Source organism: Zobellia uliginosa, from assembly GCF_018860745.1.
GTDB lineage: Bacteria > Bacteroidota > Bacteroidia > Flavobacteriales > Flavobacteriaceae > Zobellia > Zobellia uliginosa_B.
On sequence record NZ_JAHKPY010000002.1, the window covers coordinates 235,374 to 261,841 of the forward strand.

Annotated in this window: 27 protein-coding genes; 7 read left to right on the forward strand and 20 right to left on the reverse strand. The window is 35.3% G+C overall.

Going from position 1 to position 26,468, the window contains the following annotated elements:
- Entirely contained in the window at nt 1-786 is a 786-nt protein-coding gene (locus KO521_RS01755; protein ID WP_252729813.1) for a patatin-like phospholipase family protein, read from the forward strand.
- A 240-nt stretch (nt 787-1,026) separates the two neighbouring features.
- Complete coding sequence (locus KO521_RS01760) at nt 1,027-1,578, forward strand: hypothetical protein (RefSeq protein WP_215938187.1); 552 nt, start codon at nt 1,027-1,029, stop codon at nt 1,576-1,578.
- A gap of 174 nt (nt 1,579-1,752) precedes the next feature.
- Here KO521_RS01760 and KO521_RS01765 read toward each other — a convergent pair whose 3' ends face one another.
- From KO521_RS01765 to KO521_RS01775, 3 genes are all read right to left on the reverse strand, one after another.
- A complete protein-coding gene (locus KO521_RS01765; RefSeq protein WP_215938188.1) occupies nt 1,753-2,334 on the reverse strand; it encodes a DUF1287 domain-containing protein in 582 nt (193 codons plus the stop codon).
- 70 nt (nt 2,335-2,404) lie between these two features.
- A complete protein-coding gene (locus tag KO521_RS01770) occupies nt 2,405-3,001 on the reverse strand; it encodes a WG repeat-containing protein (protein WP_215938189.1) in 597 nt (198 codons plus the stop codon).
- A gap of 10 nt (nt 3,002-3,011) precedes the next feature.
- The gene (locus tag KO521_RS01775) at nt 3,012-3,530 is read right to left on the reverse strand and encodes a T6SS effector amidase Tae4 family protein (protein ID WP_215938190.1); all 519 of its coding nucleotides are present in this window, start codon (nt 3,528-3,530) and stop codon (nt 3,012-3,014) included.
- Nucleotides 3,531-3,775: 245 nt separating this feature from the next.
- Here KO521_RS01775 and KO521_RS20520 point away from each other — a divergent pair, with 245 nt between their 5' ends.
- Nucleotides 3,776-4,723, forward strand: a complete 948-nt coding sequence (locus KO521_RS20520) for a collagen-like protein (RefSeq protein ID WP_215938191.1) — start codon at nt 3,776-3,778, stop codon at nt 4,721-4,723.
- A gap of 108 nt (nt 4,724-4,831) precedes the next feature.
- Here KO521_RS20520 and KO521_RS01785 read toward each other — a convergent pair whose 3' ends face one another.
- Complete coding sequence (locus KO521_RS01785) at nt 4,832-5,974, reverse strand: alpha/beta fold hydrolase (RefSeq protein ID WP_215938192.1); 1,143 nt, start codon at nt 5,972-5,974, stop codon at nt 4,832-4,834.
- Nucleotides 5,975-6,098: 124 nt separating this feature from the next.
- Nucleotides 6,099-6,944, reverse strand: coding sequence for a LytTR family DNA-binding domain-containing protein (locus KO521_RS01790; RefSeq protein ID WP_215938193.1), 846 nt, complete (start codon nt 6,942-6,944; stop codon nt 6,099-6,101).
- A gap of 527 nt (nt 6,945-7,471) precedes the next feature.
- Between KO521_RS01790 and KO521_RS01795 the strand changes: the two genes are divergently transcribed.
- The 3 genes from KO521_RS01795 to KO521_RS01805 all read left to right on the forward strand — a co-directional run bounded on the left by KO521_RS01795 (nt 7,472) and on the right by KO521_RS01805 (nt 10,584).
- Complete coding sequence (locus KO521_RS01795; RefSeq protein WP_215938194.1) at nt 7,472-8,971, forward strand: right-handed parallel beta-helix repeat-containing protein; 1,500 nt, start codon at nt 7,472-7,474, stop codon at nt 8,969-8,971.
- A 456-nt stretch (nt 8,972-9,427) separates the two neighbouring features.
- Entirely contained in the window at nt 9,428-9,940 is a 513-nt protein-coding gene (locus KO521_RS01800) for a hypothetical protein (protein WP_215938195.1), read from the forward strand.
- A 2-nt stretch (nt 9,941-9,942) separates the two neighbouring features.
- Nucleotides 9,943-10,584 carry a hypothetical protein gene (locus KO521_RS01805; protein WP_215938196.1) on the forward strand — a complete coding sequence of 214 codons (642 nt, stop codon included), beginning with the start codon at nt 9,943-9,945 and terminating at the stop codon, nt 10,582-10,584.
- Nucleotides 10,585-10,692: 108 nt separating this feature from the next.
- On the opposite strand, the gene KO521_RS01810 is transcribed toward KO521_RS01805, so the two are convergent.
- The 13 genes from KO521_RS01810 to KO521_RS01870 all read right to left on the reverse strand — a co-directional run bounded on the left by KO521_RS01810 (nt 10,693) and on the right by KO521_RS01870 (nt 23,909).
- Nucleotides 10,693-11,208, reverse strand: a complete 516-nt coding sequence (locus KO521_RS01810) for a hypothetical protein (RefSeq protein WP_215938197.1) — start codon at nt 11,206-11,208, stop codon at nt 10,693-10,695.
- 313 nt (nt 11,209-11,521) lie between these two features.
- The gene (locus KO521_RS01815; protein ID WP_215938198.1) at nt 11,522-12,037 is read right to left on the reverse strand and encodes a hypothetical protein; all 516 of its coding nucleotides are present in this window, start codon (nt 12,035-12,037) and stop codon (nt 11,522-11,524) included.
- A gap of 260 nt (nt 12,038-12,297) precedes the next feature.
- On the reverse strand, nt 12,298-12,933 hold the full coding sequence (locus tag KO521_RS01820; protein ID WP_215938199.1) for a transglutaminase-like domain-containing protein: 636 nt from the start codon (nt 12,931-12,933) through the stop codon (nt 12,298-12,300).
- Nucleotides 12,934-13,088: 155 nt separating this feature from the next.
- Nucleotides 13,089-13,538, reverse strand: a complete 450-nt coding sequence (locus tag KO521_RS01825) for a GNAT family N-acetyltransferase (RefSeq protein WP_215938200.1) — start codon at nt 13,536-13,538, stop codon at nt 13,089-13,091.
- Between the two features lie 359 nt (nt 13,539-13,897).
- Nucleotides 13,898-14,374 carry a hypothetical protein gene (locus KO521_RS01830; protein ID WP_215938201.1) on the reverse strand — a complete coding sequence of 159 codons (477 nt, stop codon included), beginning with the start codon at nt 14,372-14,374 and terminating at the stop codon, nt 13,898-13,900.
- A 346-nt stretch (nt 14,375-14,720) separates the two neighbouring features.
- Nucleotides 14,721-17,945, reverse strand: a complete 3,225-nt coding sequence (locus KO521_RS01835) for a type I restriction endonuclease subunit R (protein WP_215938202.1) — start codon at nt 17,943-17,945, stop codon at nt 14,721-14,723.
- 10 nt (nt 17,946-17,955) lie between these two features.
- Complete coding sequence (locus KO521_RS01840; protein WP_215938203.1) at nt 17,956-18,474, reverse strand: hypothetical protein; 519 nt, start codon at nt 18,472-18,474, stop codon at nt 17,956-17,958.
- On the reverse strand, nt 18,456-18,668 hold the full coding sequence (locus KO521_RS20525) for a hypothetical protein (protein WP_289846346.1): 213 nt from the start codon (nt 18,666-18,668) through the stop codon (nt 18,456-18,458). Before KO521_RS20525 ends, KO521_RS01840 begins: the two co-directional genes overlap by 19 nt.
- Nucleotides 18,650-19,822 carry a toll/interleukin-1 receptor domain-containing protein gene (locus tag KO521_RS01850; RefSeq protein WP_215938204.1) on the reverse strand — a complete coding sequence of 391 codons (1,173 nt, stop codon included), beginning with the start codon at nt 19,820-19,822 and terminating at the stop codon, nt 18,650-18,652. Before KO521_RS01850 ends, KO521_RS20525 begins: the two co-directional genes overlap by 19 nt.
- Nucleotides 19,819-21,060: a restriction endonuclease subunit S gene (locus tag KO521_RS01855; protein ID WP_215938205.1), complete on the reverse strand. Its 1,242-nt coding sequence runs from the start codon at nt 21,058-21,060 to the stop codon at nt 19,819-19,821. The genes KO521_RS01850 and KO521_RS01855 overlap by 4 nt, the downstream gene beginning before the upstream one ends.
- Nucleotides 21,050-22,618 (reverse strand): type I restriction-modification system subunit M, encoded by a 1,569-nt coding sequence (locus KO521_RS01860; protein WP_215938206.1) that lies wholly within the window; start codon nt 22,616-22,618, stop codon nt 21,050-21,052. Before KO521_RS01860 ends, KO521_RS01855 begins: the two co-directional genes overlap by 11 nt.
- Nucleotides 22,619-22,822 (reverse strand): helix-turn-helix domain-containing protein, encoded by a 204-nt coding sequence (locus KO521_RS01865; RefSeq protein ID WP_215938207.1) that lies wholly within the window; start codon nt 22,820-22,822, stop codon nt 22,619-22,621.
- Between the two features lie 562 nt (nt 22,823-23,384).
- Nucleotides 23,385-23,909 (reverse strand): DUF5004 domain-containing protein, encoded by a 525-nt coding sequence (locus KO521_RS01870; protein WP_215938208.1) that lies wholly within the window; start codon nt 23,907-23,909, stop codon nt 23,385-23,387.
- A 219-nt stretch (nt 23,910-24,128) separates the two neighbouring features.
- Here KO521_RS01870 and KO521_RS01875 point away from each other — a divergent pair, with 219 nt between their 5' ends.
- Nucleotides 24,129-25,226 (forward strand): adenylate/guanylate cyclase domain-containing protein, encoded by a 1,098-nt coding sequence (locus KO521_RS01875; RefSeq protein WP_215938209.1) that lies wholly within the window; start codon nt 24,129-24,131, stop codon nt 25,224-25,226.
- A 12-nt stretch (nt 25,227-25,238) separates the two neighbouring features.
- Here KO521_RS01875 and KO521_RS01880 read toward each other — a convergent pair whose 3' ends face one another.
- Together KO521_RS01880 and KO521_RS01885 are read right to left on the reverse strand one after the other, a co-directional pair.
- The gene (locus KO521_RS01880; protein ID WP_215938210.1) at nt 25,239-26,117 is read right to left on the reverse strand and encodes a DUF808 domain-containing protein; all 879 of its coding nucleotides are present in this window, start codon (nt 26,115-26,117) and stop codon (nt 25,239-25,241) included.
- Between the two features lie 18 nt (nt 26,118-26,135).
- Nucleotides 26,136-26,297, reverse strand: a complete 162-nt coding sequence (locus tag KO521_RS01885; RefSeq protein WP_215938211.1) for a lmo0937 family membrane protein — start codon at nt 26,295-26,297, stop codon at nt 26,136-26,138.
- Between the last annotated feature and the right edge of the window lie 171 nt (nt 26,298-26,468).

Here is a 26,468-nt window from a genome sequence, read left to right on the forward strand (position 1 = left end):
ATGGCTGTTCATATGAAAATGGAAGAGCGCCTAAAAAATAAAACCATTGGGATTGTATTGTCTAGTGGAGGAATTAAAGGGATGGCCCACGTAGGTATTCTCAAGGCACTAATGGAACACCAAATTTATCCGGATGTCATATCTGGAGTAAGTGCTGGTGCCATTGTTGGCGCTTTATACGCTAATGGTATTGCTCCATCAGAAATACTGGTCATTTTTAAAGAAACTCCGTTACTAAAATATAATTTCCTGACCATTAGTAAGGCCGGTTTATTTGACACGAAGGAGTACATAGCATTTTTTAGAAAATATTTCCCTGTAGATATGTTCGAGGCGCTTGAGAAAAAATTGTTCGTAGTAGCCACCGATCTTCAAAATGGCAGTTCTAAGTTTTTTAGTAGCGGAAGTCTTCTTAAAGCCGTTTTGGCCTCTGCGGCTTTACCACCCGTTTTTAATCCCGTATCCATTAATGGGCGTTTATATGCAGATGGTGGCATTATGAACAATTTTCCTATTGAACCGCTCAAAACAAGAACCGATTATATCATAGGAAGCTATACATCTTCTATGAAAGATGTGGGCATAGGAGTGCTTAAGAACCAATTGGAATTAACGCAACGCACCAAGCTTCTAATGTTGCACTCAAATGCTGTAAATAAACTACATTATGCAAATCTTATGCTTATGCCTAAAGAGCTAGATCATTTAGATGTTTTGGACCCAAAAGGAATCTATAAAGCTTATATTATAGGATATGAACATGCATCAAGAATATTGGATAGTTAATTAAGCTACGTTCCAATTTCTGAAATAGGCTTTACTCTTAAACTGATAAACCTTATTACATGCGAAATGAAATCCACATGTAACAAGATATACCTTCAGAAATATATCTATAAAATTATTCTTAAGGCAAACCATAAATGCCTATTACATAATCAGGTGTTTATCATCAGGACCGCTTAAATTATTGCAATAAAGACAACTTCTTTCCCGTTTGTAAGTTCTAATCTTTAAAATTTCAAGATGAAAAAAATCTTAGTATTGCCATTACTCGTATTATTTGTTGGATTTACTTCATGTTCGGATGATGATAGTGAAGATGAAGTTGTAGTAGAAGAAACCGGTGCTATTTTATCCTATGAAGATGTTGAGCTAAAACTAATAGATTCAGATTCTGACGAGTATGGTGTCGCTTTTTCTGTTACTACAGGGGAGACTTACAAACAATCTGAAGTTAGCGAAGAAAATATTGCTGAAATTGATTTGATATCTTTTGCTAACCAGGCTTTTATTGCTTTTAATAGCCCTGATAATGACCGGGATTTTGAAGAGATAGAGGGAGCAAAGACCACACTAATACAAATGGCCAATGTAGAAATGACGGCAGAACAATTTGATTCGATCGAGGATGATACCTTACTTAAAGACCTTACCGTTATTAATGATGATGAATCTCAACCAATCACCTATAGAGACGTAGTTCTTTTTAAAACTGCCGAAAGTAAAATAGGAGCGATTAAGATTAATCTTTTGAACGCCGATAGAATTTCAATTGATGTAAAAGTCATAAAATAGTTCTAAGTAACCCTAATACAAGAAAGGCTATCTAAATTAGATAGCCTTTTTTTTGTTCAAGATTGGCCCTTTTCTAATAAAAGCATCGTATTGGACAGCTTAATAGAAAATAGTTCCAGTATCTCTTTATGTGCTTTCTTGGAATTTAAGTACATTAATTGTAATCAAGCGTTCTTATGGTTTATAACGGTAATGACCAATAATGGTATAGTCAAAAAGGCAATCTGCTAAAACTTGACCTCCACCAATATTGTGCACGATTAAGTTTCGGTTTCCATCTTCTGATTTCTTGCCCACTACAATGCCAATATGGGTTGTGCCGCCTCCCAGATTCCAACAAACTAGATCTCCGGATGCGTAATCCTCTGGGTTGTCGGAAATTGGTTTTTCCGCACCTTGCCGTTTAAAATAGGTCATTAGGTTTGGAACCCTTCTATGGTCAATATTTTTATCCGTAGAGGTAAGGCCCCAATTTTTAGGATAGACACTGAAATTGGCCTTCATATCTTCATGAACTTCTTTCTGAAGATCAATTCCAATTTTTCGATAGGCACGTATAACAACATCTGTACAAACTCCTTTGTTACTAGGCACATCTCCATTGGGGTAATCAATAGAAAAGTAACTGGGGTCATAGATAACGTTCTGTTCTGTCAACTCCAGAGCACCATCAGATAAGTCTATTTGTGCCACCTCCGTTTGCGAAAAACCGAATGTAAAACCCAATAAGAAGACTATTAAAAGTGCTTTTTTCATTTTAAATAATGCTTACAGAACTATAGGTTCTCAGAAAAATTCGACTCTTTATCTTATAAAATTAATAGCGTTATTTTACGATTTCACCTTTTGCATTGATAATAACATCCTTTCCGTCAATCTTAGCATTTGCAGTTTTTTCGTCTGAAAAACTTGAAATAAAGTCAAATTTATAAGGTATGATCAAATTTCCATCTTTATCAATTGCCCCATAGGTACCTCCTTTTTGTGTTTTGTACGGACCGTTTGTAATTACTTCAAATCCTTTACTAACAATGGCTATTTGATTTTTGAACGACGTAACACTTTCAAATTGCGCAGGTATAACTATTTCTCCACATTCGTCTATGAAACCTATTTTACCATCTTTTTTAAAACGGGCGTAACCTTCTTGAAAACTATCAACAAAATTGCCGACTTCTAAGACCGGAATATTTAATTTTTTTCCATCCTTATCAATGTAGTAATTTCCGTTTTCACTATCTCCTACCGCCGCAATACCGCAGTCCGTAAATTCACTAGCTATTCCAAATTGGGGTTGTATTATGATTTCTTCATTTTGTTTATACCCCCAACCATTTTCGGTTTCAAAGGGTATGATTTTTTTGGATTGTGAATTACAACTTGCAAGTAGTAAAAATGCAATGAGTTGAAAAATCTTTTTCATCTTAGACGTTTTAGTTAGACACTACCCAGAATTCCATGGAATGAGCTGTATCAAATAAATTATAAGTTTTAACCAATCCTTTTTCCCACAAATCTACGTGACCGTTTAGACCAGGCATTTGCTCGTGAAATATAATTATTCCTTGTTGATTTTCAATTTCTTTTGCAAAATCCTCTCTACTAGGATTACTTGTGCCTTCCCATTTCATGGTAGGTGCTCCGTACCTATCGTTTAAATATTGACTTACATTAGGGACATTAAAAATATACTTGCCATTTTTTCCCGTTACATAATCTGAAATAGATAAACCGGCCGCTCTCGCATCAGTTTGAGTCACTCTATGAGAAACTGTATCGTTTAAGGAATAGCATAACCGTACACAACATGTATTATGAAAAGAACTATGAATCCAATTTCTTGTGGCTTCACTGGTTTCGGGGCTGTTAGTTTTACTAAAGGCTTGGTCTAATACTGATGATGGATCTGGATATGACATCCACATCGTTTGAAATTCATTGAGTTGTTCCATTATTTAATTTTATGATTAACATGTACGCTATAATCCAGATGAAATGTTCCGAGGTCAGCCAAAAAATCAAGGTATTTTCCTTGTAAGGCCCTATGGGCTTGTTCCTAATTCGTTTACTAACGGCTTTTGGGCAAAACATAAAGTTTTTCAATTACCGGCAATGTAAGTATTTAATAATTAGGAAAGTTATCTCTTCGGTATGGACAAAACAATTCTAAATCGTGTAGAACTAGGGGAGCCGCTATATGCATAGCAGTGTGCTTGGTGCTCTAAGTAATAGCGATACAAAGAAAGCTGTTTTATGGCCAGACGTATTTGCACTAGCTGATAATTATAATATTATTGAAAATGACCCTTCATCAGTAATTAAAATAGGTAATCAGAGTGTTAGCACCTATTTCAATGATTGGCCAAGTACCAAAAAATTAAATACTCTTTCTGCATCTACCAATAATCAATTCCCACTTTTTTTTATTTCTAATGTTAACCCTTTACCTCTGATACCATTAATAAGTGTAAAACCGAAATTCGTAAATATTATGAAAACTACACTGAAAATTTTATTGAGCGGCTTAATGGTAATGGCTCTAGCAATAACATCTTGTAGCAAAGATTCAGCAGATGGAGATATAGGTCCAATGGGCCCAGCAGGAGAACAAGGAGAACAAGGAATTCAAGGTGAGCCAGGTGTAGCAGGAGCAACGGGAGCGCAAGGCGAGCAAGGTCCAAAAGGAGATACAGGCGAAACAGGGGCTGCAAACGTGATGTACAGCGATTGGTTAGATCAAGATTTTAGCTACTATGATGGACCAGATTCCAAAAGCATGAAAGTTGACGAAATTAGACTTACCCAAGAATTTTTAAATAATGGCGGTTTTGTATTAGGCTATTATAGAAGCAGCTCAAATACTGTATATCAATTACCCTTGGTATTTGATCACTCTTCTTTTGCTATACGGAGAGATTTTGTTGCCATCCATTTTTCGGATAGGGGCGAAATACGTTTTGGAGCACACTCCACGGATGATACAGAACTTAGCGAGCATGAATTAACGGGCTCATCTATTGCTAGGCCGCAATACAAGTATGTAATGGTTCCTGGCGGGGTTTCACTTTCTGGGCGTTCTGAACAACCCAACTTTAAAAAAATGAGCTACGAAGAGGTTATGGATTATTTTGGACTGGCGTATTAAGTTATGGCTTTAAGTGTACCTCTAGTTTATAAGAGTTTATAAAGTATAAAAAAACCTACCATTCTTAAAGAATGGTAGGTTCTCTAAAAATAGAGTTCTTTATACTAGTTACCCTTGTTTCAGTTCCAGTAAAACCTCTTTTGCATGTTCGTTTTCAGGGTTTAATTCAATAGATTTCTTGTACATTTCAATGGCTTCTGTTTTCTTGCCGGCCGCCAATAAAGCTTCGCCATAACTATCATATACATTTGCACTATCTGGAAACAAAATAGTAGTCACTTTAAAAACTTCTATAGCCTTATCAAATTCTTCGGTTTGCATAAATGAATAGCCCAAGGTATTCAAATCATGTTCTGAACGGCTGTTTACCCTATCCTCAATAGCTAATGTTATAGCATTGTCTAGCGCCTTTTTTAATATTGTATTTTGTTGGTCTTTAGCTAACGTTTCTGAGTAAGCTTTAACGATAGTATTGATGATCAACGCAGGATTATCTTCAAAAACGGCATGACCACTGCCTTTGGCAATAATCGGAGTTACATTTTTGTTTTTTTCGGCTAGTTCGTCCTGTAGTTTTTTCCATCTAGTTGAAAGCATCTCAGGAAAATATGGAAATGAATTTTCTGGAAAAACGTTGGTAATTGGTGTACTTTCTGGGAACTGCATACCTCTTATAGAACGCATCGTTTCATTATAATTGGCATTCGCATAATAATCACCGGTACCTTTTGGAATAGTACTTATATCCACATTCATATCTCTCATGGCCAGTAATTCCTCATTCCAGAAATCAATGGGCGTGGCATCTATTAAAACAATGGACTTCACCTTTTCAGGATGTTTACGGGTGTACAGTAGATTGTAGAGTCCGCCGTAGGAGTGAGAAACTAGGATGATATCCTTGTCGTACCCCAATTTAGAAAGACCTGTTTCTAATTCTTTAATTCCGTTTTCTATTCCAAAATCCGCATCGTTTTTTAACTTCGTATTTAATTCGCTTGTTCCAATTCCTGACCGGTCATAAGTAATTAGTGTTGTTCCCGTAACGGTATGAATTTTTTCTAGAATGCCATTCCAAACAGAAGCATCATTACCTCCGCCAGCTTCAAAAAGAATGGGCGTTCCTTCTCCTTTTATAATGTTGAAATGCATTTTGTAACCACCCACATCTACTAAGGTGTCTTGGCTTTGAGCATTAATGGAGAGTGGTAATACTAAAACGAATAGGAATTTAAAGTAGAATTTTTTCATTTGTGTTCTGGTTTAAAGTTTAAAAAATTTTCAAAGTGTTCATTACTAATAAGTATTACTGGCGACTAAAATATAAAGCGCTTGATTTTTGAAAAAGAAAGTAGGCCATTTTGTGGCGAAATGACTAGATTTTGGTACTAGTGGATAAATAGTTTTTGACAGAAGAGTAGTAGGATTTAGAAACCGGCACCGAAACCGTAACGCCCTTAAAAGAAATAGCGGCCTTATTAGAGTTTCCTACTAAACATTCTACCTTATCTGGGTTTACAACAAACGATCTATGTACTTTAAGAAGAAAGGCAAAGTCATTTAGAATACTCTTTAATGTACCCCGCATTAAATGTTTGGTGTAATCTCCATCCTTTAAATAATGTATCTCTATATAATTATCTTGAGATTGTATATATAAAAGCTGTTCCAAATTTGTGCTAAACCCAGCTGCACCATTATCTTCTTTTATGCTTAAAATATTTTCCGCATCTGCTAAATATTCTTTGGAGATGGGTGCATATACTTGAATGGGAAACACTACTGTTTTCAAAAAGTGGAAAATAGAAAGAATAACAGGGTAAAAAGGTAAACCCAATACAAGAATATATTCCAATAGAAAACCAAAAGTAACATGCCCATCTTTTACAATAATATAACGGTCATAAAGAAAAATAAGAGTCACACTTACTAACGCAAGAAAAACATCAAAAAGAATAAGTTTTAAATAATTGAATTTTATGGTTTTAAACCACCTTAATAAAATTTCGTACCCCAAAATATAGACTGCCGTACAAATTAACCCAACACCAATATGCACAAGCGTTATATACGGGTGGTCTATTATACTTTTTTCAAACGGCTTAAGGCCTATGAGAATTAAGGAGACAAAGAAGCCTAGAAAGAAAGCGGAATACCAATATTTCTTGCGGTCGCCACTTAAATAAAAGCTTCGTTTATAGTTTTGTTTAAAATTATCCATTCAACATATTAAAATAAAAACCGCTTACAAATATCATATTTTGCTTTTTAACCATCAATTGAAATAAACTCCAAATCTGCACTGGCTAATTGTTCTTTTAAGCATTTTCAAATTTCGGATTTAATTCACTTGTTCCAAATCCAGATCGGTCATATGTAATTAGTGATGTTTCGGTAACGTCATGATTTTTTTCATTAGTGTTCTGATTTAAGGTTTAATTGATCTACGAGATTTAAAGTATTGATTTTTACTCCATAATCGAGTTTAAATAACCCGAGGCCTGCCTCGTAATCAATGTATACTTTTTAGTGCCTCGTGGGCTTGCCTAGAGGTAGTTTACTGCCTCACATGAATTAAGCCAAAGTATAACGTGCTTCAATTAAAAACAGTAATTAGACCTATTTATACTAAAATGTTTCCTCTTTAAGAACAACAATCAGCCTAAAAAATAGTTATCCAAAGGGAGTAGGTTTTTCAAATGTAATGCGAACCTATTGAGTTATGTATTAATGAATTAAAAACCCATTATGGCTAGAACTATGCGTAAATCTTCATACTTCAATACTACAGTATTACTGGTTTTAGCTGTTCTAGCACTGCAACTAGGCTCTTGTTCATCGGATACCGATGCATTCAGTGATCCTAACACTGCAAATACACCTCCAGATGTAACACCAGAGGCTAGTCCGGAAGATACGCCAGAAGATACGCCAGAAGATACGCCAGAAGATACTCCGGAAACACCTGTGGTAAGTATCGACCCCGAAATAACGGAGTTTAGATTTAGTTCCGCAGATAATGAAGGTCTTGTTACGGATATCATGGGCACATTGGATAAGGATAACAAAACAATTCATGTAGAACTGAATCCCTATAGCGTTGCCATCCAGGAATTAACGCCTACCATTACACTGTCCTCGGAAGCAACAGTGAGTCCGGAATCCAATACTGTTCAAGATTTTAGTAGTGAGATTACCTATACGGTAACTGCAGAAAACGGCACCATAGTAACGTATACCATAGTACCGTCTCTAAGCGGAAACATTTGCAAATCCAATCTTCAGGAATCAGGTCCTATTATAGTTAGCGCTAACAACCAACGTATAGAAAATCTATATATTAAAACTTCTAATCAGCATGGTATTGAAATAAACAATTTTTCTGGCGTAGTCATAACTAACTGTATTATTGAATATACAGGTGCCTATACCGGCATTAAATTCGCAAATGCCGATAATCTAACCATAGACAATTGTTCTATTACCTATACCAATGCCCCGTCTAGCGGTCCTTTACCGGATGCTACAAGAAATTGTATAGAAGGTATTCAATCTCAAAATCTAGTGATTACCAATGTAAAAGTTACAGATGGTTCTACGGGTATTAGCTTAAACCAGTGCGATGATTCTATATTGACCTATATTGAAGGGCATAATATGAGAGGTCCGTACCCTAGAGGGCAATTTGTACAATATGATAAATGTATAGGCGGATTACTAGAGAATTTTTCGGTGATTAACGACCGGGATATCGCATGGACGGAAGATAATATTAGTATCTACAAAAGTGCCGGACAACAAATTAAAAAAGGTCTGATTGTAGGTAACAATAGCCCTACTGGTGTAGGCGTATTATTTGAAGACCAGAATACCGAAGGTGCTCGTGGTGGCTTTGGGGGATTGGTTGAAGATGTAGATTTTCTAGAAATGGGTAATGGTGTGGTTTCCTCTGTGGAAGGTTCCAAAAACGTGACTTTTACCAGAATACGTGCCAAGCAGATTATATGTGGTGATTTAGGACAAAATAGGGGCGTACCTACTTCTAATTCATTGATATTTGCGGCATTTGGCACTGCTGAAGGTACGGGTGCTAACAAAATAATAGACTGTATTGTTTACAACTCCTGTAATCCTACCAACATTGTTTGGCCAGAGCATAATTTTGATTTGATAGACTATAGAGACGATATAGATTTTGAACCCAGAGAACCAATTGCGCTTCAGTTTACCTGTTCGTCGGATGATTAAGATTTTGCTGTTACAGGTAACCCTGCTCATTCAGCGAATATTAACCTGGAGTTGAATAACCTCTAATTATTAAAATTCTACTAGTTTACCTGGTAAGATGCTAGTTTCCAAGAAGGAATTAAAATACCTTCTATATGTCTTTGTATCTATAATACTAAAATTAGGCTTGACCAGAGGCGAGTTTATCTCATGTGCTTCATTCTTTTACTTTTCATTATGGGCGCAGATGGACTTAATCTACCTGAAGATAAGAATAGAGTTGCTAGACCAAATACAGGCTTATGGAATATAGGAGTGTATGCAAACTAAGAAAAAGAGGTTTAAACGAGTATTTCTAGAAAGCACATTTTAGTAAACAGAAATCAGTATATTGGCCAATCAATTCGCTATTTGGGTATTCGGGCGATTATTATACACAAGTTCAGAAGCCGTATACTTGTTTCAAACATTATAAATATGAGAAAAGTTACCATTCGTATTACAAATCTTACATTAGGGAATGCACATATAACAAGTTATCCTTATAGACCAAACAGACCTTCTATTTTATATAGAGTTCCTTTATATCGTGTTAGCATTGAGGGTAAAACTTCCGGAAATAATTCGGTGATTGAAGATTTTGAAGCTATACGTTTTGGAGTGCATAGAACAACTACAGAAGGACCTAGTGTCGTGGGATTAGCGGACGCTCAAAGACATACGCTAGCATGGGATTATATAAGTACAATGGACGATGATGCTTGGAGAGTCTATGATGGTTTTTTTATTCACCAAGGTCCCAGTAATCCTATTTCTGGTGGTTATGGTTCAATTGGGTGCATAGAAATTTGTGGTGGTGGTGAATGGGACCGATTTAATGATACAATTAGGAATCTGACAGGAGAGAATAGCTTAACTCAAATAGGCAATAGTCAATTATTGACTGCTGAATATGAAAGTGCCACACGCCCTCCATTAATACTTGTGTAAAGATGAAGCATATACTTAGTATTTTATTTAGTGTTCTCACATTTTGTAGTTGTAAAAGCGCTAACAACCAAAACAAATTGATTCCTGGGCAATCAACTGTGCAAAATGATAGTGTGGCGGAGACTCCCATTAAGGTGTTCAATGTACAATTTGATAGCATTCAGACAGATGCTGCAGAACAATTAGCTCTGCTTAATGAAAGCTTAAGCGGTTTATATAAAGATGCTGCCGCCATAGAGGATGAGGCATATGTAACACGAAGATTAAGCAATTACAAAGCCAAAAGATTTGCGGGAACCTTGGCCCAAGATTTTGAGAATAACGATTTTACAAAGGCAACCCAATTAAACGTTTCTTTTTTAACCCAAAACCAAGAAAATCCAAAGGAAAATATTAAGGTGGAAGAATGGTTTTTTAAAGATGAGAACACCGCTAATTCTTGTTTTCAGAGTCTACAAAATTATAGGGAACGAGAAATACATTTTAAATTCATTAGTTGGATATGGGTACAGCAAGACAATAAATTATTCCTCATATTTTCTACGGATTTTGTGGTGGATTCTAAACCTATGCAAACCATAAAACAACACTTAATTGGTATGTTGAAAAAGCAAGGAGAATATAATCTTATAGAAATGGATTGAGGTTTTCTTAGAATTCAGTGTCCCTAACTATTTCTTTAATACGCGAGGGTATACAAAGCTTATGGATTATTTTGGACTGGATTATTAGGTGGTAGCGTCAGGAATGATTTATAAAATTATTAAAGAATTTTGATAAAAACCCTCTGTTGAGCTCCAGCCAGATATTTCATGAACACTTTGAGTCACATTACTTTCAGAGAGATTATGGGTGTGCACTAGCTCACCATTATAATAGAATTCAACTGAATAGTCTACCTGATAAGGGTCTTGTAATTCCGAACTTAGTACAATAGCGTAATTAAAACGTTTAGAGTCTTCCGTAGTTTTAAAGCTATGAATAGTATCTTCAAATTGCTCTTCAATGAATCCAGAATCGTCATAGTCTATGCCTGTGTTCAGATACGTGACCGGAATGAATCTAGGGATCATATCTTCTCCGTCTCTTACGCCATACGTAATCATACGCAAAGAGTACATTTTATCGTATCCTTCATTAAAAGTTACTACTACCTCAATTTCACCAAATTCCTCCGTAATTGTTTCCGTGTCATCTTCTTTAGAGCAAGAATTAAAAAGGAATATAATTAGAAAATAGAGAGGGATGTTTTTGAATGTGAAGTTCATCTGCTGGTTTTTTGACTAAATCAAATTTATGGTATTAATTAAGAATCCGTTAACTATTTTGAGATTCATTTTTCCATAATAATTTATTAATACCGCTTCTGATCAGTTAAAATTTGGTGCGCAATCTAAGTTGTCATTGTAAGGTTAAATATACTGGTGAACAGCTTTACCTGCACTGGTCATTAACCTATTTTTATCCATTAAAAGGCCTTATTATTACTTGCAAAAACTATATGGAGCACTCGTTACAAATGAGCGCTAGCGGGGGCTATTATCCAATCTGCGTTTTTTAAAATCAGTCCGTTTAAATACCTTATTTCTTTACGAATAATATTCTTTGCATGAACTCATGGTTTCCTTTGCCGGTATTATATTTAAATGATAAAGTAGTGTCGTTTGCGTTACTTGAAGGAATGGCCAATTCTGTGCCGTTATGCGTATTAAACTCAAACTTATGGTGCTTTCCCCCGGTTGTCCATGTTCCGTTGGTATCAAGACCTATTCCAGCTCCTCCGTCAAATTGGTAGGTACCATCAAAATTTAAAGTTAGTTTAAATGCGTCTATTTGTAGTGATTTAACGTCATACTCGTGCAGCACATAATTTCCTGCAAAATCTTCCATTTGGCTTGTATTAACTCCTGGGGGTGCTATTGCATACCACACCAGGACTAGACTTAAAAATATGAACGGTGCAATACCGGTCCAGAGAGCTATTTTTTTCAGTTTTGCGGACTTCCTGGCCCATCCTATACCTAAGATGGTCAGTGCGGCAACAAGAAAAAATGCTGCAAAGCAAATTAGAAAGAGGATCAGTAAGCTTTCTAGCATAGTTCTTATTGAGTTTGCGCACCACGTTTTACGTAGTCTTTAGTTATGTTTTATAACGTACAACTGGCACTAAAAGTACAAGGTAAAGAAAAACCGCATCTAGGGCGGCGCTAAGGTACTCCCTATAGTATTTTTATGGGTTACAACGGTTTAAAAAAAAACCATAAATCTGAATCTAATATCTGGGAGCCTAGCATACGAATGGTAGATTAAATAAGGATATTTACCTACGGTTCTTTACTAGCGACTGATTTTAAATCCTATAATTTGAATTCAGTTTTGTTTTCTTTCGTATCAAAAATGTTGGGGTAATGTTCCTTTACGTTTTTAATCATAAAATCGAACGGAACATCTTCAAAATGACCATAGTCGTCAAGATATTCCATAAAAAGATTTCCATCGTCATTATATGGTTGTAAAAAGGAATTATTCTCTCCATCGAACTCTAAAGGGGCAACATTGCACATTTTGCACATAGATTTATTAAAAGCAGGAGATAGTTTTAACCATTTATCATTTAAAAAAACATTGACCATCCCGTGGGGAGTCAATTCATTTGTGCCAAATTTTTCAGTTAGTCTTTCTACTCCAATGTGATTTTTTACTTTTCCTAAATGAATTCTTGCGGGAATTCCTAATGCGCGAAGACAGGAAATCAATAGTATGGACTTTTCTATGCAATGTCCTTTCACTTTTTTAGCAATCGTACTGGCCTTATAGTTCTCTTTTGATAAACTCAAGTCATATGGGTCGTATCTCCATGAGTCGCGTACGTTTAGGTACAAACGTATAGTCTTTTCTTTATTGGATAGCGTATCTGTCTTGTACTCGGAAATCAGGTTTTGAACTTCCTCGCTGTTGTAATCAAAATAATATGTAGGAGATAAATAATCCATTTTTATATTTTAGATGTTCAGCTAAAGGCCATTATTTTGCTTTTTCTTGCTGAAAAGCTAAATCCATAGGATGGAGCTACCTCATAAATATACACAGACCATTTTGTTTTGGCGCTACGTTCTACTTTACATTTTGGCCGCAATGGTATTATTTTTCAACTTTTTATGTAAACATTCGGGTTGTGTTTCTCCATATAAAACTCAGGGTGTGGTAATTCATTAAAGCCGAATTTTTTATACAGCCATTCTGCCGTATTCGTTAATAAAATCCACCTTCTTAGACCTTGTAGATTTGGGTGTTCCATTATTTCGGAAATCAACCATTTACTTAATCCCTTACCTCTGTATTCTTCTAAAATATAAACGTCTCCTAAATACGCAATGGTGGCATAGTCAGAAATTATACGGGCAAACCCAATCTGTTCGTTTTTGTAATAAAGTCCGAAATTCAATGAATTTTCAATAGATGTTTTAAGCGTATGGATTGGTATTCCATGACTCCAGTCCGTTTCATTTGCCAGAAATTTGTGGATACTATCAATATTCAATTTCTTTTGGTCAGTTGAAATTGTATAGTCGTCTCTCTGGGTTTCTCTAATTTCCAATTCAGTTCTTTTTAATTAATGCCTACAGTTTCATATAAGAAGCGTAGCGTATAGAAAGACGTTGGTATTTCGTATAAACACAACGCCAATATTTTAAAATACGCTAAATATAGCATTTAAAACGCTGACCGGTATTTTTCACATGATAGCTTTACTAGTATGCTAAACAGATTTGCCAATTAATTAAAATTAAGTGCGCAATCTAAGTTCTTGTTGTAGGATTAAATGTATTGGTAAAAATCTGTAACTGCACTGTTCATTAACCCATTCTTATCTATTAAAAGGCCTTATAGGTATTTGTAAAAGCGGTGTAGATCACTCGTTACAAACGAGCGCTAGCGGGGGTTATGTAACGTTTTTTATTTTCCATTTAAGTGTCTATTTCGGTAGGTTTTTAGCAGGTATTTTAATCTTAAAGAATTTATGTCCAGATTATTAATAAATATTTCCTTTTCAATGTGATTTATTTTAAAAGTCAAATACTCTTTAGATATAACTGATGCAGCATAATTGGGTTTTACAATTATTTTATCGTCCTCAATTGAGTTCCAGCTAAATGTTTTTCCGTCGCAAAGGGAAATCCCTTTAGAGGATAAGGTCATTTGTATTAAGTTGTTTTGGATTGTACTAAAAACCTTGAAGATGTCTTTCATATTATACGTTACCAAACAGGCCAGTAAAAATCCAAATATTTTCAAGTCCAAAAATATTAGAATAATGGCAATAGATATCCAGAAAAGAAAAAGTACTATTTGCCAATAATAATAACTTTTAGATAGCCGAACTATCGTTTGGGATGGTGCTTTTTTATTCTCTTCAAATAACCCTGCAAGCATTAGTATTGAGTGAGTTAATTTTTTTTGTAAATGTTACACAACGGTATAATATATGAAAAGTAGGGCAGTTATAAATCACTTACTTTCGGATATATACTGAGCCATATTTTTTGTTCTATTTTTATCTTTTTTCTAAAATACATATTAAAAATATGGCGGGCTTTGCAAACATACAGAAACCTTTGATTTAGTAAAAATCGCCCTATTTTTTAATATACATTGTCAGCCACTGGCTTTATTCCGTAGACTTGCTAGCGTTGGCAGAAGACATAGTCTTTTGCAATTTTTGACGTAGCGTTGGCTGTAGCGAATATGTATATCTTTGAACGTAGGCTTTCATTCTGCTTTATTTTCTATTTTTCTTAAAATTCTCTGCTTGTGAGAAGATTTCCTCATAAACTTCATCTCTCTCAACTGGAGGATATCCAAATTCGTCTAAGAGTAGAATAAGTCCAACTTTTAAAGCTGCTTTAATATCGTCTCGTTTACTCCAATCAGGAAATTTTGCTTGACTGTCTACTAGTTCTTTAACTTTCTTAGCCAATTCAATTAACTTGTCTTCTGGATAAGAGAAATCATATTTGCTACATAATTCTAATAAGATGTCGTAAAATGCTTTTTCCTCAAAGTCGATTCCGAGCTCGTCTCCTGCGTTAAATTCATCACGTACTTGCATAATCATTTCTGTTAATGCTTCTGCTATTTCATCATAGACTTCACTTCGTAAGATATCATTCTCGCTTCTGTCATTGTATCTAGCTACTAACGAGTCCATTTTTTTAGTAAAATCAACGCCTTTTACTTTATTCACTTTCTTCATTTCCCCAATAGCTTTTGCTAATAGTTTTTGAAGAAGCTTAATTTTGGTATTTGGTAATTTTATCTTGTCTATTTTGGCTAGATAATCATCATCAAAAATGTCTTGTTGCGATTCTGTATCTTCTCCTAGTTTAAAAATTTCTTCTACACCGTCACTTTGTAATGCATCTTTTATCATATCACGCACTTTAGCATTCATTTGTGCGGTATCTGGTGCATCTCCTTTAGTCAACTTAAAAACAATAGAGCGAACTGCTAAATAGAAGTGGGTGTAGTCTCTTTCGATTTGCGTTAGTTTTTCACTTCCTGCACAAATATCATAAGCTGCTTTTAGCCTTTTGACCAAGCCCATAAAACGTGTTTCATCTTCTTTGGTAACCTGTGCAAATTCGGCAGCTTGATTTAAAGTATTTAATTGATCTAATGCAGAACCATTAAAGTAATTACTTATATCAAATTTGTGAAAGAACTTAGCTAATAAATCTAGGTGATTACGAACTATAATTAACGATGACGCTATATCTTCAAAATTATCTTGGTCGCCTTTTCCGTATTTTGCTAAAGCCATATTCATAGCCTTTTTAATACCGATATAATCCACAACTAGACCTTTATTTTTACCTGCAAATTTTCTGTTTACTCGAGAAATAGTTTGAATTAAGTTGTGTTGTTGAATAGGTTTGTAAATATAAATACTGTCCAAAAACGGAACATCAAAACCAGTTAACCACATATCTACCACTATGGCGATTTTAAAGTTTGATTTTTCATTTTTAAACTGACGGTCTAACTCTTTTCGATATTCTTTTGTACCTAAAGCTTCATACATTTCTTTAGGGTCATCTTTACCACGTGTCATTATCATTTTAACACGTTCCATTGGTTTTATCTCTCGCTTTTCTTTATCGGTTAATTCTGCTCCATCTTCAGCTTGTTTAATTTCTGCCCATTCAGGTCGTAATGCTATTAGGTTTTTATATAATTCATAGGCAATTGGTCTGCTAGGACAAACAAAAAGTGCCTTGCCTTTAACCGTAGCTCCTTCATCGACTCGGTTTTCATAATGATTTACAAAATCTACAGCTATTTTTTTGAGCACATCAGGGTCGCCCAAAATGGCATTCATATTTGCCGATTGCTTTTTACTTTCTTCTACTTGATATTCATTAGCTCCTGCTTCGGCTGCTTCTTCGTAGTATTCTTCAATTTTTTGAAGTTCGCTATTGTTTAAAATTACTTTTGCGGCTCTACCTTCATATACAATTCTTACGGTGATTTCATCTTTTACAGATTCTGTCATGGTATAAGAGTCTACTACTTTACCAAATACATCCAATGTCGCATCAATTGGTGTTCCTGTAAAGCCAACAAAAGTGGCACTGGGTAACGAATCGTGTAGATATTTAGCAAAACCATAGGTTTTCTTAACCCCTTTTTCTGTAACTTTTATTTTTTGGTCTAAATTGGTTTGACTTCTATGTGCTTCATCAGAAATACAAATAACGTTAGTACGTTCTGTTAGTAATTCTAAATCTTCGGTAAACTTGTGTATGGTGGTTAAAAACACACCTCCGGATTCGCACCCTTGCATAAGTTCTCTTAGGTGACTGCGACTTTCTACACTTACAATACCATTATCTCCAACATAGTTTTTAGCATTGGTAAATTGTGATGATAATTGGTCGTCTAAATCTGTGCGATCTGTGATGAGGACAATGGTTGGATTCTCAAAATATTCGCTTTTCATTAATAAGCGCGTTAAGAACAGCATTGTAAAACTCTTACCACAACCTGTAGCTCCAAAATAAGTTCCACCTTTTCCATCTCCGCCAGAACCGTCTTTATTTTTTTGAGCCAATTTTATATTATCATACAAAGCTCTTGCTGCATAATATTGCGGATAACGACACACAATTTTCTCGTCTTTTTTACTGCTATCAGGTAGGTAAATAAAATTGCGAATAATATCTCGTAAGCGGTTTTTGTGCAACATTCCTTGAACGAGGGTAAACATAGAATCTATACCATCTACATCTTTGGCTACACCTGCAATACGTCTCCAAGCATAGTAAAACTCATAAGGTGCAAAAAAGGAACCTGCTTTGTTATTAACACCATCACTAATAATACAAAATGTATTATAGATAAAAAGTTGTGGAATATCTCTTTTATAACGTGTAGTTAATTGTACATAAGCATTATGGATCGTAGTGTTTTCTTGAATAGCTGTTTTGAATTCAAAAACCACAATAGGTAAACCATTAATATATATAATACCATCTGGAATACGTTTATGTGTGCCTACTATTTCTAATTGATTGACAAATTTATAAATGTTCTTATCACCATAAGTTACTTCAGGTTCTGCAACTTCAATAGTTTCTATTGTTGTGCTTTGAACTTGTTTTTCTAAACCTGAAAAATCTAGTAATTGTACGTAGATATCCTTTTGACTTGGGTCTTCTCTTTTTAATATGAAGCCATCTGAAAGCATACGCATAAATCGTTTATTGCTTTCATATAAATCTGAGCTAGGTAATGTTTTTAATTGCAGTATAATACCGTCTATCTCTGTACTAGAAATGTTCTCTTTGGCATATTTAGAAGCTAAAAACGAACGTAAATCATCTTCAATAATTACTTCATCTTCTGCACGATTTAAAGTATTACCCAAATGGTGTGGATATCCTTCATTTGCCAATAGCTCTGCAAAAACATTTTCTAACTGGGCTTCTGTAAATTTTTGACTCATGCTTTTACTTTTATAGACTTTCGTAATAAGCTTTTAGTTTATTAGACATTAGTTTACGTCTTTCTTCTAAAAACTTATTGTAATCTTGGTGTGTAGCTTCGGTTATAAATGAAGGAATATCATTTGTTTTGATGTTTTCGGATAAAGCAGATTTAGCATCTAATGTGCTAATTTCATTAACACCTTTAATTATTTGGTCTTTAATTTTACCCAGGTACTCCACAGGCGGCATTTTACCCACTTTTATGTTGGTAGCTTGTTCTGTATATACAAAATTAGCTACTTGGTTATAGGCTTTCTGTGGATATCCGTTGTTTATTAAATACTGTTTTGGGAAAATGTGATGTATGTCTCCTCTTTGTTCTATTAAACTAGTTATTGTCATTGATTTCGATAAGAAAGCTACAGCATTACTATTTACTTGAGCTGCTAAATACAATGTATAGGCATTGTTATTTACACTAGAACTTTCTAAATCGTTTATTAAACCAAAATCCCAAAAGCCTTCACCTAAATGAGCTTGCTCCATTTGTAATAAATTAACGGCGTTATTGAGGGATGACCACCCCATATTATTCTATGATGTGGCAATACTACTGTTGTCAAAGCAATAACTGCGTCACGAATTGCAATAATGTCTGCTGTTTCTATATACTTTGCATCTCTATTAGGCAAGGGAATACTAGCAGATAGAAATATATTCTTTATGCCTTTTGTAGCCATAATTCAAAATCTTGTTTTTTTAGTGTTTTTATATCCTTTTTGAAATTGTCATTCAACCATTCTAAATGTTGCAACCATTTATCACGAATTCGCAAATCATCATATATCAATCGTATAGACACTTCATCGTATCCCATCAACTCTTTTTTGATTTCGGCAGATTGACAACTAGTAGATTGTGGGATACCAATAGTAGGAATGTATATTATATGTTCTCCATTCGGTAAATCCTCTGTTAAAATTTTTTCAGGTTGTACAGTTACCTTTCGATTATTCTTTTCTGCAATGTTTCTAAATTCAGTAATTAAATTATCTTGTCTAGCTGCTAAATTTCTTGCGCGTACAGATTCCACTTCAGTAAGCACACCTTCTACCATTGCTTCAATAAAGCGACCAGTACTATCTAACCTGTTATTGACAAAGTCATCTTCAGTTAATTGTATTGGGTAACTGATATAAGAAGATTTATCAATATCCTTTATTTGATGATTTGGCCACACCAGCTGGACAATTCCTATTTGTTTTGCACTTGCTTCTGCAAATTCTTCTTTACACCAATGACTTTCCAAAAAGCCAGGTGTATTTAGCAGTACAATAACATCGCAATCTGTCATACGATGCCACAATTCATCTTGAAAAGGTTCTCCCTTTTGGATTGAATGCGTATCGAGAAATACATCAAAATTATGGGCTTCTAAAGCCTCGTATAATTGAATAGCTACAGCGGTAGATTCTGCTCTACGGTAACTGATAAATACTTTTCTTGTACTTCGTAACAACTCAAAAGCTTCTAAGACAACATTAGTAATTCTATTTACTTCATTTTCTGAATATTTAATAGCATTTTGATTTTCTAAAACGCTTGGAATATCATTTTCAAAACTGTCATAGAAGATTGGAAGTATCATTGTACCATCTTTCAGAAGCCTTTGAGTAACATCTAAATCCTTAAAATCGCTATTAGTGTCTCCAAAATATAATGCAAATGCAGGTTGGTTACCCTTATATTCATCTTCAATAGAAGATGCCGGAATAACTTTAATAAACTCTTCAGGCAATTTGAGATTCCTTAATTCTTCCCTTATCTGGTCAATAATTATTTGCCTTTCAGGAACGTTTGAGCCTAATGTTATTAGTTGATATTTATATTTCATAAGGCTTCATTTTTTGGTGCTACTTGAGTCATTTTTGCTAGTAATAGACTTTGTAGTTCTTGGAGGGTTTGGGATTGTTGAGAGTTTTTATTGTTAAATAATTTAGAGATTTTATTTTCATAAGATTCTAATAAAATTTCTGAAGGAAGTATTATTCTGAAGTTTTGTAAATCACCTTTTGTTATAGCTTGTCTTGTAGAACCTGATTCACTAACGCCTACTAATTGTTTTTTTGATTCTTTTGAACATAAATTGCATAATAGATAATAATTGATTTTAGATTTTGGTCTAATTAGCATAATATGCTGATTAATTCTAGCTGGTAGAATTTCATTCGGGACTAAACAACATCTAGCCACGGACGCACCAGTAATATTAAATAATATATCGTTTGATTTAATAGTTACATTCCTAAGTTTACTGGCTTGTGCATCATCTATAAATGCTAGTTCTTCATATTTAAAATTAAAGTCATAAACATTCATACTTCTGATAAATGATATGCCTGTTTTATGATATCCATCTTTACCACCTTTTGGAGTAGACCCACTAGAGATTTTATCACATACCGAAATAAGATTCTCCACACTCCACCCAACAGGAATCTCCTTATCCAATTCTTCATTATATACCATTTCACCACCAGAAGATTTATAAGGTTTTCCATCTTCGTTTGGAAACTCAAAATCTACAAACCAATGTTTGTATAAGGCTTGTGCAGTAGCTTCTAGATTGGTGTTTATTTTTTCGTTGAGTTGTATGCGGTTGGTAACCGAGTTGTACTCGGCTACAATTTGTTGTTGTTTTTCTATGGTTGGGATGGGTAGTTCAATATCACAAACTTCATCCCAATCAAAAATTTCCCTTACGCTTCCGTGTGATTTATATCGTGCATAGCGGTCAAATTCTGGTCTTCTAAACCACATCATTAAATATTCTGAAAGTAATTTATTCTGGTCTTTTATTTCAAAAACTGAATATGCTTGCGATACAAGTGCATTTTCATATTCTTCTAACATAGCAATCCCTATTTTATCCCCACGTCTCGAAGTATCAGGTATATATACGAATTGTTTTTTTTTGACAATTTTATACTTCTTAAAATCAGTCCCAACTGTATTTGCAATTGAAGGAATAAATACTTTTTTTACACTAACACCTAACAAAGTGGTAACGGCTAACTCTTTATTTCTAATATTTACTGGCTGTATGTAATCGCCTAAACGTTTATAAATCATAGCCTAGAGATTTAAACACGTTTTGTAAATCGGTTTTAGACTGTTCTTCTTGTGCTAATAAGTCTTTCAGTTCAATTTGTAAGCCTTTCATTTTGGTGTCAAAATCAATGTTTTCGTCCCGGTTTACAAATTCTATGTATTTGCTTGGTACTAAAGAGTAGTCCTTTTTAATTACTTCGTCTTTAGTAGCAGCATAGCAGTATTCAGGTATGTTTTCATAATCTACTTCATTAGTCTGCCACGTATGAAAAGTATTAGCAATATCCTCAATTTGGGTATTTGAAAATTGTATGTATTTCTTCTCAAAAGGTTCACCTTGTTGACGCAAGTCCATAAATAATATTTGACTTTCGCGAAAGCGGTACTCACGGGTTTCCGTCCCTTTGTCTACTTTCTTTTCTGTTTTATTTTTATTTAAAATCCAAAGCGTTACAGAAATATCAGTCGTATAAAACATATTTCTGGGCAAAATCACAATAGCTTCTACCAAGTTGTTTTCAATGAGTTTTTTACGAATCTTATATTCTTCACCGCCACCAGATAATGCACCATTTGCCAATATAAAACCAGCCACACCATTGTCGGATAATTTAGATACCATATTCAAAATCCAACCGTAATTGGCATTAGATTTTGGTGGTACCTCATACCCTTGCCAGCGAGGGTCGTCTGTAAGTTCGTCTTTACCACGCCAATCTTTTTGGTTAAAAGGTGGGTTAGCCATTATAAAATCGGCTTTGAGATCTGGGTGTTGGTCTGCTCCAAAGGTATCGGCTGCTTTTTCGCCTAAGTTGGCAGATATACCACGTATGGCGAGATTCATTTTTGCCAGTTTATACGTAGTGTTAGTATATTCTTGCCCATAAACAGAAACCTCTTTTTTGTTTCCGTGGTGGTTTTCTATAAACTTAACAGACTGCACAAACATACCTCCAGAACCACAAGCAGGATCATAAATAATACCTTGGTAAGGTTCTATCATTTCTGCAATGAGGTTTACAATACTCTTAGGTGTATAGAATTCTCCTTTTCCTTTCCCTTCTTTAATAGCAAATTTGGCTAAGAAATACTCATAAACTCGCCCAACTATATCGTTCTGTTTATCGGCAATAGTATTTATCTCACTTATTTGGTCAATAAGCGATGCAAGTTTGGTTTTGTCTAATCCTAATCGTGAAAAATAATTATCTGGCAATGCACCTTTAAGCGCAGGATTGTTCTTTTCAATGTTGTGTAAGGCGGTATCTATTCTTGTAGCATTTGTTCCAACCTCATCATTCTCAACCTTTGCATATTTCTTTATGTATTCCCAACGAGATTTTTCATTTAAGAAAAAGACATTTTTCATATTGTAGAAATCTTTCATTTCTACATACTTTTCTTGTCCTTCTTCAATGAGTTCTTTTTTACGTTCTTCAAATTTATCGCTGGCAAATTTTAAGAAGATTAAACCTAGCACAACGTGTTTGTATTCGCTAGATTCTACGGAGCCTCTAAGCTTGTCACAGGCTTGCCATAGGCTTTCTTCAATCGATTTTTCTTTTACTTGTTTTGCCATTTATTTCTTTTCGTTTTTTTCGTCAGTTAAAAGTTCTTTTGCACTTACATTTAGAATTTCAGCGATTTTATATAAAATCTCTAAACTCGGTTGTCTCTTATTTTGAGCGTAAGAATGTACCATATTGTAACTCTTTCCCAATTGTTCAGCCAACCAGATTTGTTTTATTCCTTTCTGTTCTAAAACCTCTTTTATTCGATTCATTTTGAATTTTTTTAATTCAGTGAACTAATGTACTTAACAATTTTTAAATACTCACTAAATGAGTATAAAAATTATCATTCGGTTTGGGTGAGCGTAGGGTAGAGGCAAGCTCTTTTTATTTTTTGAGGCACGAAAAAAATGAAATGTGCTTGACTGTGCGGTTGGCTTTTTCGCAGCTTGTGGTTAACAATTGTATAAAGCAACTATTCACTTTATATCTCTAATCTCTAGGTAAAAACACACTGATAGCTTTACCCACAAATAAGCTTCTCCTATAGATTCACTCCCTAAATATCACACTAAAAATTAAAACACGTTTACAGAAAAGCGTAAGCTTTCGTGTAAGAAATACACTATTCGACAAGATGTAGGAATTTATCGACGTAGAACACTATTATGGTTACTTTTTTAATGGTAGTCGGTTTTTTGTCAACTCTGTCTAAAAACAGACCTAAGCCCATTTTAAAAATAAAATTGCCGCTCTAGGGCATAGTAGGCTCCAAAGCGGCAATTTAACCTCCGTACCAAAGATTTGGAGGCTTTTTTGTAAGAATAATGGGTGTTACAATTCCGTAAGGGTATAGGTAAAGGTAACGTTGGTCTGTATGTTCTTCCCTTGGGCATCTGCTATAGAAAATGCATTGGTAAAGGTAAAAGCGGTAGCATCTTCCTTAAAGGTAAGCGGTATGTTGCTTACGTTGCAAGAGCCCACCAAACTTAATACGTCTCCGATAAGTTGCCAGGTGCCGCCCAAGGCAACTTTGTTTTCGCAATCCGTTGCTCTATTGCCTTGTCTGTAGACATAGGTGCGGTTGGAGCCAAAAGAGTAATAGGCATCTTTTTGGCAGGCTTCGTATTGCGTAAAAAGGTCTGTGGAGGGGTTATCCGTTTCGTCATCCGTAAGGTCTATTTCTTGATCGGCGGTCATGGCGGTCAGAACCCAATCTCCGGGGAGTTTTTCTTCGGCTTCAGCCAAAGCACCTGTATGGTCTTCGGGGCATTCTATACCATCATCCGTAGAATTACAGGCTATAAACAATTGCGCTAAAAGTAGAGTGGTGCATGCAAAAACAAGTTTTCTTCTCATTTTAAAATATAGGATTTAGGTTCTATGGTTAGATGTAAAAAAGGCAAAAGGGTTGCGAGAGGGTAGGAGTTAAATTTCACGGAAATCGTTAAAAACACAGACCTACCAAAGACAACAGGTTTTTAGATGCATTTTTTTGTCCTCGTTGGTATAGGCTTTAACGGTTCTAAAAAAGGACTTAACTTTAGTGGGTAGTTAGTTGTAACCGCTAAACGAAGAATGGAAATATCACCTAAAACAAAACGAAATATAGGTCGCGTAATACCTTTTGGGGTCATTTGGCTACTGGTGGGTTGGTTTATTCTTTTTATACAGGAAGTTGCAAGCGGTAGTCAGAATGTAGACTCCAATGCGGTCATTAGCCTTACGTCTAAAGTTTTTGTTTTTGCCAGTATTTCCGTGGCCTTGTTAGGGCTTTTGGTTGGTTATGTAGAGATTTTTTGGTTGAACAAGGTGTTTGGTAATCGCAGTCTTGCCAAGGAAATTGCCGCTAAAGTGGGCTTCTATATCCTCTTTTTTTTGGTGGTGATGCTATTACTTTATCCTATTGCCGCCAGTATAGAGTTAGAGGTTTCACCTTTTCACGAAAGGGTCTGGGAAAAATTTGGGAATTGGGTGGTAAGCATGGATTTCTATAGTACCATGGGTTCGTTGTTGTTCAGCTTATTTCTATCATTGTTCTATTCAGAGATCAGTGAGAACCTTGGGTATGGCGTACTGACCAATTTTTTTACCGGAAAGTACCATAAACCGGTAGAGGAGAAGCGCATATTTATGTTCTTGGACATGAAGTCTTCCACAACCATAGCAGAAAACCTAGGGCATATAGCCTATTTTGAATTGCTTAAAACCTACTATGCCGATTTCTCCGATGCCATTATCAACAACTATGGTGAGGTTTACCAGTATATTGGCGATGAAATCGTTATTTCGTGGGCGTATGAAGACGGGATAAGGAACAACAATTGTTTGCGTTGTTTTTTTGATATGAAAGATAGCTTGGCCCGTAAAGCGGAGCGGTACCAGAAAGAGTTTGGGGTTACACCCACTTTTAAAGCGGGTCTGCATTACGGAAAAGTTACTACTGGAGAGATAGGGGCGCTTAAAAAAGAGATTATTTTTACGGGAGATGTACTCAATACCACGGCCCGCATACAAGGGCTTTGCAATATGTACAAAGTAGATGTATTGGTTTCAAAAGCTCTTATGGACAAACTGAACCTTCCGCCCAAGTATCATACGGAAGCATTGGGCAGTACGCCCTTACGGGGAAGAGAGGAAACCGTTGAATTGGTTACGATAAGCCGCGCAAATTAAAAGAAGACCGTTTTATTTTTTCTTAAACAGACCAATTATTTTCTTTACCGCCATAACTAAAAGAAGTACTACAAAACCAACCCCAAGGCCCACTAAAAATTCTTTTACAATATCCGGCAGCTGAGGTAAAAGGTCATGGAAGAAATGAATGTTGTGTACAAAAATACCTCCGGCAACTAAGAGGAGCGCGATAGTACCAATAACGGAAAGACTTTTTATGACCCACGGTAAGGCACCTACCAAGAATCTACCCACATAATCGGAAAAGCTATTCTCCTGTTCATTAAGGTTAATGAGTTTAAGACCAAATTCATCCATCCTAACGATCATGGCAACAATACCGTACACACCAACGGTAGCAATTAAGGCTATTAGTGAAACTACGGGTATCTGAATGGATAAAGGCTCTGCTGCCACGGCGCCCAAAGCAATGATTATAATTTCTACGGATAGGATAAAGTCCGTTACAATAGCAGCTTTTACCCGTTCTTTTTCCAAGGCCAGAATATCCGCTTCGGTCATTTCTTTGTTTAGCGTTTGGTGTTCCTCATCATGGTGGGGTACAAAAACCTCGTATATTTTTTCGGCACCTTCGTACGCTAAATAGAGTCCACCTAAGACCAATGCCACAATAATGGCAGAGGGTAGGAGGTAACTGAGCAAAAAGGCAATGGGCAGAATAATCAGTTTATTGATCATAGACCCTTTGGAGATGGCCCAAAGCACGGGAATCTCCCTTTTGGACATAAAACCAGAGGCTTTCTCCGCATTTACCGCTAAATCATCACCTAGTATACCTGCAGTTTTTTTGGCCGTAATTTTACTCATTGCCGCCACATCATCCATAAGGGTGGCAATATCATCTAATAATGCGAAAAATCCGGAGGCCATAATACAGGGTGCTTTTGGTTAGTTTTTTGTTTTACGCGCTAGAAACCAATTATATATTATTAGGATAACGGCCAGTACCAATAACAAGTGTATGAGCCCACCTAAAATTTTAAAAATCAAAAATCCTAAAATCCATCCAATAATCAATACGATAATGAGAGTATATGTGAGATATTTCATAATTAGCGTTCTTTTTAAGAAGTTCTAGCCCAAAACGGACCTTTTACAGTTGTTTTTTTTAAATCGATATGCAACTGGAACTTATATCTATGGCCTGAAGATACTAGCAGGTTTTTATTCCAATAGCTCTTATCCGTTTCATTTTTAATGGAAAGCATACGAAACAACCTA